This window comes from Tardiphaga sp., assembly GCF_044340795.1.
Classification (GTDB): Bacteria; Pseudomonadota; Alphaproteobacteria; order Rhizobiales; family Xanthobacteraceae; genus Tardiphaga.
This window is the reverse complement of the sequence record NZ_JBIISY010000186.1, coordinates 1-11,809: the sequence shown is the minus strand read 5'-3', so window position 1 is coordinate 11,809 and position 11,809 is coordinate 1. Positions and strand designations below refer to the sequence as shown.

General features: G+C 57.2%; 10 protein-coding genes. 4 read left to right on the top strand and 6 right to left on the bottom strand.

Annotation, left to right across the window (positions count from 1 at the left end):
- The 4 genes from ACIQ17_RS24340 to ACIQ17_RS24325 all read right to left on the bottom strand — a co-directional run.
- The coding region (locus tag ACIQ17_RS24340) for a metallophosphoesterase (protein ID WP_398471798.1) at positions 1 to 251 on the bottom strand (251 nt) is incomplete at its 3' end.
- 131 nt (positions 252 to 382) lie between these two features.
- The gene (locus ACIQ17_RS24335) at positions 383 to 724 is read right to left on the bottom strand and encodes a DUF2958 domain-containing protein (protein ID WP_398471797.1); all 342 of its coding nucleotides are present in this window, start codon (positions 722 to 724) and stop codon (positions 383 to 385) included.
- Positions 717 to 1,841: a PGN_0703 family putative restriction endonuclease gene (locus tag ACIQ17_RS24330; protein ID WP_398471795.1), complete on the bottom strand. Its 1,125-nt coding sequence runs from the start codon at positions 1,839 to 1,841 to the stop codon at positions 717 to 719. Before ACIQ17_RS24330 ends, ACIQ17_RS24335 begins: the two co-directional genes overlap by 8 nt.
- Before the next feature lie 616 nt (positions 1,842 to 2,457).
- Positions 2,458 to 3,153, bottom strand: coding sequence for a hypothetical protein (locus ACIQ17_RS24325; protein WP_398471794.1), 696 nt, complete (start codon positions 3,151 to 3,153; stop codon positions 2,458 to 2,460).
- A 513-nt stretch (positions 3,154 to 3,666) separates the two neighbouring features.
- Between ACIQ17_RS24325 and ACIQ17_RS24320 the strand changes: the two genes are divergently transcribed.
- Together ACIQ17_RS24320 and ACIQ17_RS24315 are read left to right on the top strand one after the other, a co-directional pair.
- Entirely contained in the window at positions 3,667 to 3,948 is a 282-nt protein-coding gene (locus ACIQ17_RS24320) for a hypothetical protein (protein ID WP_398471793.1), read from the top strand.
- 391 nt (positions 3,949 to 4,339) lie between these two features.
- Positions 4,340 to 4,762, top strand: coding sequence for a hypothetical protein (locus ACIQ17_RS24315; RefSeq protein ID WP_398471792.1), 423 nt, complete (start codon positions 4,340 to 4,342; stop codon positions 4,760 to 4,762).
- Positions 4,763 to 5,405: 643 nt separating this feature from the next.
- Here ACIQ17_RS24315 and ACIQ17_RS24310 read toward each other — a convergent pair.
- Complete coding sequence (locus ACIQ17_RS24310; protein ID WP_398471791.1) at positions 5,406 to 6,554, bottom strand: hypothetical protein; 1,149 nt, start codon at positions 6,552 to 6,554, stop codon at positions 5,406 to 5,408.
- Positions 6,555 to 6,732: 178 nt separating this feature from the next.
- On the opposite strand from ACIQ17_RS24310, the gene ACIQ17_RS24305 reads away from it, so the two are divergent.
- A complete protein-coding gene (locus ACIQ17_RS24305) occupies positions 6,733 to 8,868 on the top strand; it encodes an ATP-binding protein (protein WP_398471790.1) in 2,136 nt (711 codons plus the stop codon).
- 104 nt (positions 8,869 to 8,972) lie between these two features.
- Here the strand turns inward: ACIQ17_RS24305 and ACIQ17_RS24300 are convergent, their stop codons facing one another.
- A complete protein-coding gene (locus ACIQ17_RS24300) occupies positions 8,973 to 9,572 on the bottom strand; it encodes a hypothetical protein (protein ID WP_398471788.1) in 600 nt (199 codons plus the stop codon).
- Between the two features lie 1,089 nt (positions 9,573 to 10,661).
- On the opposite strand from ACIQ17_RS24300, the gene ACIQ17_RS24295 reads away from it, so the two are divergent.
- Positions 10,662 to 11,396, top strand: a complete 735-nt coding sequence (locus tag ACIQ17_RS24295) for a GGDEF domain-containing protein (protein WP_398471787.1) — start codon at positions 10,662 to 10,664, stop codon at positions 11,394 to 11,396.
- Positions 11,397 to 11,809: the final 413 nt, after the last annotated feature.

The following is an 11,809-nucleotide window of genomic DNA, read 5'->3' as shown; positions in this document are numbered from 1 at the left end:
AGGAGTGTTTCATCTCCGCCGTTTAATAGCCAGTTCTCCTCGAACAACGCATCATCAAATGCGGCCAAGAGCATATCCTCGTGATTGCCGAGAATGCAGGTGATTGAGTCTGGTTGTTCGATCTGGAGCGTCCTCAGAATTCGGATGACCGCCGCACTGGCTGGACCTCGGTCAATGTAGTCACCGAGGAAGATCATTCTTCTGGAGGAACCGGCGGCATGCTTCTCGCAGAGCAGGAGAAGTTTTTCCAACTTTTGGGCGCAACCGTGAATGTCCCCGATCGCATACGTTAGCATAGTGCCGCCGGATCTCATGGTGGAGCAGGTGACATATCGCATGTGGAAGGGAAAAGGGAGGTCGTGCGAAGCGCCTCCCTCTTCCATCACACTACAATTCGCCCAGCCGTTCGCGCCCTCTCGGCGTATGCGGATAGCGGCCTATCGGCGACGAAGCTATTGTCACGTTCCACGGGAAGACCGAGACGCCCTCGGACCTCCATGATCTCAGCTAAGCTGACGAAGCCGAGCTCTGGCGCGCCTAACCCGAGGTCGCACAATCCGAATAAAGAATCCGGCTCGTCAACGTCGCACTCGGTTAGGAGCCAGATAGCGGCGGCGTCCGGGGTGAAGAGCTTAACCACGGGCTTGTGGTCACGTTCTCCCGAAAGGCCATTGACCAGGAGCGCCACTCTGTCTTCGACGGTGAGAAGATTGAGCTCACGCATGACTCGCCTCCACTTCATTGCGTCGGCGATTGCCTGGACGTCTGGGAGATGAAGGAGGCGGGGTAGCTGTGTCGTCGCCGCCCACGCATTGACCGCCGGCGGTTTCCGCCATGGCGAGGTGGAAAATGCGCTCGAAGTCGCAATATCGTCCCCATAGGGTCTTGGCGAGGTCGACGGCACCCGCTTGACGAATGGCATCGATCACTGACTCGAGCGTGATCGGTTGGAAGCGGACGCGATCGTAGTCGAGCTCTTCTTCTGGAATGAGCTCATTGGCGTAGACGCGGATCGCTGCCTGGACCCGGCGGTTGAGGCGCGGTGCGACGACGACGAACAATGCGCGCGGTGTAAGGCCCGCATTGACAGCGAGCTGACTCAGGGCGTGCTCCCTGAAGAATTGTTCACAGGCAACTGAGCGCAAGACGAAGGAGTCAGGATCGTTGTAGAGTTCGACTTCCCGCGCGGCGGTGAGGTAACGCTCGCGGGGCCGTGCCGGATTAGTATCAAGAGTCTCACTATACTTGACCTCGATGAACACTGTAGCCCGCTCACCGTCAACGTCAGTGACTTCCGCTGCGAGATCCCAGGCACTGCCATCCATTAAGAAACGGGGATCAAGCCGATCGCGTTCTTGGCTCGGCGCCGTTTCAAATCTGATACCGTGGACTTGCTTGACGAAGTTCGGTAGCAGCAAGCGAAAGGTTTCAGTGGCAAGTTGGAGATCCATGGCCAATGGCGCGAAGACGTTGAAGCACATCGGCATTGAGGACAAAGCGTTGCCAAACAGCCTTTCCTCGTCGTAGTGAGCGCCTTCCTCCCTCATGATGAGGCTGTGTCTGACGAAGGTGTGGACTGCAGGAGAAATGAAGTTGTGGCCGGCGCGTGCGGCTTCGGGCGATAGGAGTGATTCAAGCGGGATGACCACATCGCCCTCGCCGTCTTGGCGGATGTGGTGGCCGGTCGGAATGCCGTTATCACGCAGCCAGAGATGTTGCAAAAGCCTGGCCGCCGCTCGGAAGCGGGAATCTATAATACATGAAACGCCGTGGTCCTTGAGAATGGACTGCGGGACGAGTGGGACCCGCGGCAGTGGCGGCGTGGTCAGGAAAGATGACATTCGAATCTCCAATCGCACAGGAGCGTGCGAGAGGGATTCGGAGCGATGCAGAGAATGTTTACAGCGCTAGGTCATGTACTAACGATCCAATCAGACCCAGCGATCAGCCCCTACGAAATTCTTGACTGGAAAATGAATAGCTCGAACCGCTGCCCGAACATCAATGGTGTCTCTTATCAATCCCTATGGATCGAAGGAGAGGTTGGCGGGGGGAAGGCAGGGAAGGGCAGAGGGAAGGCAGAAAGGCAGAAAGGCAGAAAGGGAGGAAGGCAGAGGGAAGGAAGGCAGAGGGAAGGAAGGCGGACAGAGAGTGGAAGAAGGCTGCTTTTGAAAAATAATCGATGTCAATCGGTTTGTCTCATCGATCACGGCCGGTTGGTACAGCGTCTCTCTCGACCTTTTCCGCTCGCCCTAGCGAGACCCGTGAGCAATTGGCGCGGCATGACGGCGCCCGCGGCAGCGTCAGACCATGCCTCTGCTGGTTCATTTGCTTTGATGAAGTATGATGGAGTCGGAGTCTGCAGGCGGCGTTCACGATGAGCATGACGGCTTGACGTGATGTCGCCAGATGATCGCGCGATGCGCGTTCTCATGCTGCGATGGGCCCCCCCTATGTTCAGCGGGCCCTGTCCGGGCGCATGCGGATGAAGATTGGATGGCGAAAGCGGTTCGCGCTCGTCAGCTCCATACAGTGGATTTCGGCGATTTGGCCAACGAGCGTACCGGCGCTGGCTTCAGCCCAAAGATCTCGCCGCTCCTCGTCTGAAAAACCGGAGCCGACATTGCCGCGTGGGGTGGTGATGAAGCCCAGCATCCCGGTGTGTTTGCCTCGACGTTCGACGAAGCCGGTGACCGGAACATCATGGGATTCGGATGGCTTGACCTTGATCCAGCGTTTCCCCTGTCGGAGGACGAGCCCTTCATAACCCAGTGCTTGGACGCGCGCGAGTTTTAGGCGGATGGCCTCGGCGCTGGGATCGGCGAGGGTGCCGAGGTGAAGCCTCGGGTCAATCGGATCGAGCCCATAGAGGTGGCATTGATGAATGGGCGGCGTGTCAGCCGTTGGATATTTGGTGCGCGTGGCAACGATCGTTTCGCGGAAGGAGTTGACGTAGAGCTCGCAGTCACGCGCTCCGGCTTGCCATGGCGGAATGTGATAAAGTGGCCGACCTGCGCGGCTGAGCCAGCCTCGGCGGTCGCTCCATAGCGCACGTACGCCGTCCACCTTGATCGTGACAAGCCATTCTCCGGTGAGTGCCTCACCGTTCCAGATAGATGGCTTATTGAAGTTTATGTCGTCGGTCATGTTCATCCCTCGGTCGCGCGGCGGGAGGGATTCGGAGGACGATGCGCGAAGTTGCGCCTGTCGGACGTGGTACGACCGTGGTAACCGCCCGCCGTCATTCATCTGACAGGAAGCCGGAGAGACCGACGAAATGAGCGGACGTCAGGAAGCAGTAGACGAGGGAAGACAAGATGTAGGCGAAGGTAGGTTAATGAGGATAGGCCGCTCATCGCAGATTATGAAGATCGGTCCATTCGGACGCATGAGAGGCCGGTTGTGCCTGCAATTCCTGCATGTGCTCGAGCATATCGCGCAAGCTCGGATTAGTTTTCCGTCTATCATGGATTCGTCGTCGCCATCTTAGATGACGCGTAAATTCTTCAGCCATTGCGACCGACGCCCGATCGCTTATCAGTGAGACGCCTGCCTTCGGTGAAGCAAGTGACCCGTAGTCCGAAGTTCTCAGATTGCGCGCGGTATTATGATCTGATACGCGATCGCGCGGCTGATGCCGAGTCGATTCGATGAATGGAAGCACTAATGACAGACGACGACGTATTTGTGGGCATGTACGATTTTCTTGAAGCGCTTGAAGCGGTCATCAAGGCTGCCGACCCGGAGAAGCGGGCTGCGCTGGCCGATGTCATTGATGGATATGGCGATAGCTGTCCCGACGAGTTCTATTGGGCGATGGGTGGGCAAGCTCCAACGCTGTTGAGCAACGTCATGATGGCCATCGACGTCTCGTGCCGTCCGGAGTCGCAATCTAAGCCACGCCCCGCGATCCGCCTGGTGGATAGAAAGCCTTCTTCAAACGAATGAGTGGCCGCGCGGATTCGCCGAAGTGATATTGAGCTTCCCATGTTATTCCCGGTTATAGAAAGGCAGAGGGAGATAGAGAGGCGGGAAGGAAGGCAGAAAGGCAGAGGAAGGGCAGGCAGCGGGCTTTGGTTAAATACCCTATGTCAAGCCACTTGTCTCAGTCTTCGCGCCCGCTTGCACCAGCGTTTCGGTCGAAGTTTGTTCTGTTGGCACGGCGAGTCGCGCCGTTGAGCGATGATGTCGCCTGCAGACGACCCCGTCGAAGAGAGAGCGGGCTCGACACAACGATTGATGCTTTGGACTGCCCTAAAGACAATCGAAGAACCGCGGGAGGCGGCTTCATCCGCCTGACGAATATCTATCAAAAGACTAATGTGAACGATCGATCGGAATGGCTCTTCAAGAAGCACTGACTTACTTGTCCCTCGATGACCTGAAGCTTGCGGTGACAGAATGGCGCAAGCTTCATCCGCGCGAGACGGTTACGAGCGCGAGTTTGCCGACATCTGAGCGCAAGGCGCAGATGGCCGAGCAAGGCACTGCATACGCGAACGCCTTGAAAAAGGTTCAGTCGCACTTTTCGGTAGATGCCTTAGCTGAACTCCAGACGGTCTACTCGATCGGCCGGGATAGGCTGTCATCCGATGAACTGCGGGAGCGGGTCTCGCTGTTCCAACGCGACTTCAAAGACGCTAGCAATCTCGACAGCGTGATTGGATACCTTTTTGACAAGACGAACCTCCAAGATGGCGTTTGTAAAGGGCTCGTTGCTCTCGGTCTGAACAGCTGGGCGAACGATCTGCGCGCCCTGTAAGCGATGTCGATCTGCCCTTGTTGTCCGGCTGGCTAGCGTTGCGGCCGCACGGACCGTACCAAGGCTCGGGCTGCCATGTTTGAGCTCATTAGCGCATAGCCGCATGGGCGCGAGAGCGGCTCGCCAGCGCAGTCCATCGATTTGCAAGATGAATCGTCGCCTTCGATTCTGAGGTCGCCCTGTGATCGGCAGGCCATCGGCCTTGGCGCGGACGATGCTCAAATTATTGCCCTGACAGCGCCGGTCCTTCAGTTAGATAGCTGAGAAGAAGGAATTGGACAAAGTTAGTGCGATATCCGGGGCGTGTCGTTGTTCGGACATGTCGCAGCATAGGTTTGGGACCCGGACAGCTTATGAGCTGCTGGCCGCAGAAGGCAGTATGAAAGTTCTTGGAAAATTGCGTTATCAATAGTTTCGCCAGGTCATTAACGGTCGATTGGTCCACCATTTCGGATCCTTTGCGCCTCAACCACAGCGCCGATCTCGGCTGGCCCGGCAGACTTAAAATCAAAGGCCCCCGGTTATGTTCCGAGGGCCGGTGATGAGCGGGTGATCTTCGCGGACCTTCCCGTCACCGGGCAAACGCCAGCGCGTTTGGATCGTCGAACAGGTGTCGCCCCCGCGGTGGCAGGGGCGCCACTGGTTAAGCGGCCTTGATCCCGCCGAGGGCCACAGCGGTCTCGTAGCTCGGTGCGACGGCACGCACAATCAGACCGCGATCGATGACGTCGATAACGGTCGTTTCGGTACGAACAGCCATAGCCGCGTCCAGTAGATCGGCGACGTCCAGTGCAAAGATCCAATGGTCATAAGGCAGGTCCTCGCGAGCCATCCATGGCGATACAGGCGTTTCGCTCCGACTATTCTTGCCGTTGTGGCCGGTTAATACGAGGCGGCCGGTCTCGTCCTGGGTCTCGATTTTGAGTTGGACCACCGAACAGCCAATGGAGACAAGGCCGATCGCGCGTTGCACGTCGCTGGTCGGCAGCGAGAAGGAACTCGTCACCGGCATCTTGAACACTCGGTCGAGCGCCGCGGGCCAGTAGCTACCTTTGGCCCAGGTCACGCGAAGATTCTTGGCGTGCAGTTCGATCGAGGTGTCGGTACCGAATATTTCGACAGGGCCGGACACCTTGGCGAGAGCAGTTCGAACGGCCTTCGCGCGCTTCTTCGGCAGATAGATCTGAAGCTCGCTGGGTATCGCCGAAGACGAATACATGGAAATTGCCGCCGTGTATCCGCTCCGCACGGCCTGTTCGCCGAGACGAATTCCGTCGCTGTTCGCATTTTGACGATCACGGCGCGAGGCGAAAAGTGACGCTTGCTGGAGGGCCTCGCCCAAGGTCGAAGCCGGCATCGTTGCGAGCAGCTGAGCTTCCGGGGACTCGGCTTCCGGTTCGCTACGCAGAACCTCAGTCTCATAGCGTCCGACCTTGCCTTCCGTGAACCAGCGCAAGCTCCTTTGATCTGCATCATAAGTGAACGAGAGCACGCCGTCGAAATTCGACGCGATACCTGAGAGGATCTCAAGCTCCAACTTGAAGCGCGCGCCCTGAGCGTGTTCTGGATGATACAGCGGCGCGGATGCGCGGATGTTCAAGCCTTTGTCCTTGGCGAACACTTTGCAGTGGAGCTCGGTCAATGTCACATCGACGTCGACCAAGGGTGCCGCAGTCTGAATGTGGGCGAGGCGCAATACCTTTTTGAGCTCGTCGGCCTCGATCTTGAACACGATTGGCTTGGGAGGTGTCTCGGGCAATGCGGGAAGTTCTGGAGAATCTAGCGTATGCATGATGCATGTTCCTTTTGGTACTGACGCTCTGTTTGCGTCAGATCCGAAATTCATCTTTTGCGGCTGAAGAGCTAGGGATCGACTGGGGTCGCAGAATGCCTTGACTTCTAGTGATTTGCGTGATCTGCGCTCCGCGTGCGCGGCTGAACGCACGAGAGATGGACTCTCCTTGGTATAAATGGTTGATCTTGCTGCGAAATTTCGTCCGAGGCGGTTCAAGGACGTTGTCGGCCAAGCGCCGTTGACCCGTTGGATGTCTCAGCAAATCAAATCTCGCGAGCGGCGATCCGTTCTCATTAGCGGTCCTTACGGCACCGGCAAATCGAGTTCAGCGTTCATCTATGCCAAGGCAATTCTTTGCCTGCAGCCAAAGGACGGAGAGGCGTGCGATACTTGTGATGACTGCAAGGATTTCGGGGCGCGGGGCGAGCAAGCTCCGGATTTTGCGTATTTTAAGTGCGGCGAGACCAGTACCATCGAGAAAGTTCAGGAGATTCTGGAATTCGCGCGCGTTGTACCTTTCATCGCCGATCGGCGGGTGTTGCTTTTGGATGAAGCGCACAACCTATCGCGGCGCGCATTCCAGGCCCTTCTGGAGATCACCGAGCATCCGCCGAAATGGACGACTTTTATTATCGTGACCTCGGAGGTAAAGGACCTTCCGCCTGCCCTGGTACAGCGGCTGACGGTGCATGAGCTGACGCTTCTAAGCTCTGAGGACACGTCCTCGATGCTGGCCGGGGTATGTCAGAGCGAGAACATGCCGTTTAGTGCCACCGCATTTGACTTGATGCATAATGCAGTTGGCGGGCAACCCCGCGCCCTCCTGCGCGCCCTTGAGAAAGTGTCAGAACTGGGCGCAATTGACGAAGCCAATGTCAGGATCGCGCTCAACCTCGATTTCGATGATCGTTTGATCTCCTATATCGAGGCACTCCTCGCGGGGGATCTTGAACGTCAGCTTCGAGCGATCGAAGGCTGGCCAGATGCGCCCAGTCGCAAGCTCCGGTTTCTGCATCAGTTCTTTGCGTACACATACTTCAATGAGGTGCGGCGGATCGTCCGTGACGATCCCGCGATGCGCACCATGCCTCCGTCCATCCTGAAGCGGCTCGTTGACGGTTTCGCCGAGCACGCTGCGCGGCTCGGCTTGAGCATCGCCGCATTCTGGGAGGCGGCTATGGCGGCGATCGAGCCTCGCGATGCAATAACAGCGTCTCAGCTGGCCGTGGCCTTGAGCAGCTTCGACCGATTGATCAACGAATCGCCGCTCGTGGCCCTAGAAGATCGTAGCAGGTCCCGGCATGCCTCAAGTGATATTGCTCGGCCGAGCGCGTCCGGAAAGCCGGGTCGCGTGTCGCAACGGTCACGGATAGGATTACGAGCCGCGGACGCGTACGACGACGGCTATTTGGATTGGAAGCAAGTCCGTCCTATCTGGGAGGTCGGGAGCTTTTTGCCGCAGAATTTTGGCGTTCTCTTCAACCTGCGCGTGTCGCTGACACGTGGGCAGCAACAGGCGGATCGGAGCAGTGTCGTTGCCGATACTGCTTCCGACCTTACCCACGAACTGACCGCGCGCATCAGATATTGGTCGCCGGAGGCACTCTGCCACTGGGCCTATCGGCACGAAGGGCAGCGATCGCAAGTGATCACAAGAATCATTCTGTCTATTCCGGATCCATTGTTGCCGCGAAGTTTGGGGTGGCTCAATGCATTCTGTCGCAAGCGAGCAGATAAGAACGCGTTCGCATGGGCAATAAGTAGTCGCCGCAAAGACACCGCATCGGATCTGGTTCGCTTCCACTGGCAAAATATTCGAGCGCTAAGCCGCGGTTTAGACCCTACGCTCACGGGCCGCGATGAGCGCGGCGAGTTCACGCCGCTTGTAGATCTTCTGCGCATCCCACATCGATGGAGGTCGCCGACACCGGTTTTGCCCCAGAGCATCGGAACGTCGAAGTATTTGACGCCCGCGGTGCGCCGGAGCGTCGCCGGTGAGATGCCGTTTCTGTCAGCCATTGCTGATGGCGCGTGGAAATTTGTCGACAGGGGTTGGGAGTTGCCGGAGTTCGAAGCGCGCGCCGCTGAACGACGGCGTCGTGCGCGCCTCCTGGAAGGCGTTCGCGCCGCATTGCCCGAAGAGGACGAACTCAGTGCCGCGCGGCGAGAAGAAGAGCTAAGGGCAACGCAGGCTTCTTTTGGCCAAGACCCGAGGCAAGCGTGGCCTCGGAGCTGGCAAGGGTGGTGGCAGCCCGATGGCGGAAAAATGGGGTACTTTGCTTGCTTCGCTGCCAGCAAGAGAAAAAGATAAACAAAATCAACGACATAGGTCTGGCGGTGCGGCTCCCGCCATCGCCATTTTGTCCAATTTAGGCCGAATAATAATTCAAATTAGATTTCTCCATTTTAACTAACTCATACATCGGCAACACCGCCGATTTTCCGCTTTAGGACCCCGTATCCGAAAACTTCGGCCGCCTTATCATCCTCTTCGAACAGGCGCTTAATCGTCTCTAATTCCTTGCCAAATTCCTCGGCGACCTTTTCGTAGACGCGGGTTTGGGCGCCATAAGAGGACGCGCCCGGTGTGCCCTGCCGATCGTCAAGATCTTGGAGCAACAGCTCTCGCACGCGCTGGGTAATCGCTCGATGGGACACGTGGGTTGCATAATCCTTGAATGCGGATCCACCAGCGAAGTTTCCGGTTCCGAGCACAAGCTCGATCGCACGGTCACGCGTGCTGCTCTTGCCATCTGACGGCTCAGCCGCACGGCCACGCGCGCCGCTCTTGCCGTCTGACGCGAGACTGACCATCCCTGCGGCGATCTCTGCAAATTTGGCCCAGACCTCCGTCGGAACGGTGACCCCAAACTTGGCGCTCAGGTCCAGTACGGCCCAAAGCGCCAACTTATTCCCTGTGCGGTTGAAGTACGAAATCTCCGTGTTGATTGCGCGATCGGCCTCGATATTACCGGTGTCGGCGGGCGGCAAACGATCGTCGTTGGGCGTGCTCATAGTTTTATCCGTGCAAAGTGCATTGTAGCCAGAACGAGCGTCGCCGCTCGCTTCGCCGATATGTATCGGGGCTGATGCGCGGTCAAGCAAGCTTTCCTCGTCTGAAAGGTCATAGGCCGTAAAGCTCCATATCTCAATGACAAGGACATGATGATGATCTCTATCAGCTCTCGCACGAAGCTTTCATCGCCGACCTTCATCATGAGTGGCGGTCGCTGATAGGACATTGAATGCCGGCAAAGCCCACGGCCTAGTTCGTTTCGCCGCTAAGGCAATCTTGTTACCAATCGCACTGCTCGGCGCTGTCACATGAAGTTGGTGGCCTTGTCTGATGGCAAAAGACGCCGCCGCTACAGCAGTGTCAAATGTGGTTTCGTTGATGTCATATGCGCCTTCCAACTTGTCATATGGATGCTCCAATTTGAGCCGTTCTAGACTACGTCATAGGCCGCCGATCCCATTCGTTCCTCCTTTAAAATTCTAGGGGAAATTCGTGCAGTGAGCTGGGTTCCGCCGGATGCTGCTGAGATGCGGCAGTCCTGCAAACGGCAGGCACTCTGTTTCGCCGTGGTTCTGGAAATCTCGCGAACCATAAAATCCCTCGTTACTTGTTATCATTTCTTTCGCGAATGATCGTCAAAACCCACGACAACTAGGGGTAGGGACGGCCGCGTGGACCTCGATTTGAGAACAATCTACCTACTAGCGGCTGGCACATGCCTTGTTCTGGGCCTTCTTCAGCTTGGAGCCTCCGTTGTGGGACGGTTCGAGCGCTGGCCCGCCTTTTGGGGGGCGAGTAACATCCTCATCGGTTTGGGCTGCCTTGGGACTGCGACACGAGGCTATGCGTCGGATATCTTGTCGATCTCCATGGCGAATGTCGCGACCTTAGCAGGCTACGCTGTGCTTTTACTCGGCGTACAGTCCTTTTCAGGCCCAGTCACTATCCGTAGAAATACGACATTGTACGTGTTAGCCGTCGTCGCAATTGTATCATGCTTCTGGCAATCTGCTTCTGACCATCAGGTTAGAATAGCCCTTTGTTCGTTCGGATTTGCTTGTTGTGATCTCGCGATCGCGCGAGAGGGCATGCTGATCCACCGTCGTGAACGCCTTGGTACTGCGTGGCTATTGACCGGAATGTTCACGTTGACGAGCCTAATCTTCGCCGGGCGAACGGTCTTCGCGGCATTCGGCCACTTGGGCGGCTCGGATATGTTTGGGCACGACGTCCCCGTCGCTTACACATGGTTTGCAGGGACCGCGACTGTGTTTCTTATATTGAGAGGCACGGCGCTGCTATTCTTGGCAGCTGAAAGAGATCGTAGAAGACTGACCGAGGTCGCGCTGACCGATGCTCTTACCGGTGCCTTGAATCGCAGAGGATTGGAAGAAGCGTTTCACCGAGTAAATGGCGACGTAAGTGTGTTGATCGTCGATATCGATCACTTCAAGAAATTGAATGACACCTACGGCCATCCAGCTGGCGACGAGGTCCTACGCACAGTCGTGCGAGCCATCCGCAGCAGTATTGAACCCGGGGGCGTCGTGGCCCGATGGGGCGGTGATGAATTCGTGGTTCTATTGCCGCGCACTCAGGCCGAGACGGAGCGTTTCGCTGAGAACCTCCGGACGGCTGTCGGGCGTCAGCTAGCGCACTTCGCTACGGAAGAAAATGTGACGATCAGTATCGGTGTAAGTCGCGGCGCATCAGAGAGAAAGTTGGCGGAAGCGCTGAAGGACGCTGATGAAGCGCTTTACAACTCCAAGCGGCTCGGACGAGATAGGGTGTCGCTCGCAGGCCAGGGCGTTCGCGCTGCTTGATATTAGTAGGAGGCCATCTTACAATATGGCGCCTGCGGCATCAATGGAATCGCTGTTCTAGGGCGTTCGCTGCGCCAGTCAGCAAGGGCGCTTGCCGTCAAAACGTCATCGCGTAGATTTCCTCATCTTTCGCTGTGCCTTTTTTCGTGATCGAAAGCGTATCTCAGCCGTTTGCGACGCATAGGGCAAAACGATATCGGTCGAATCCATTCGTACGACCGACATCTGACGCAAATTCCTTTCGGAGCGGTCCACATTGAACGCAGCGCCATGGTCGTCGTTGCTGGCGCCGCTGGCGGCAGCGGAAGTTGCATCAGAGCCCGGTCTGCGCGGACGGCCGCGAAGGGAAGACCTGAGCGAACGCCGCCCCTAGGTAGTTTACCCTAAGGGGCGAGCTCTTCGTGCGGGCGGAC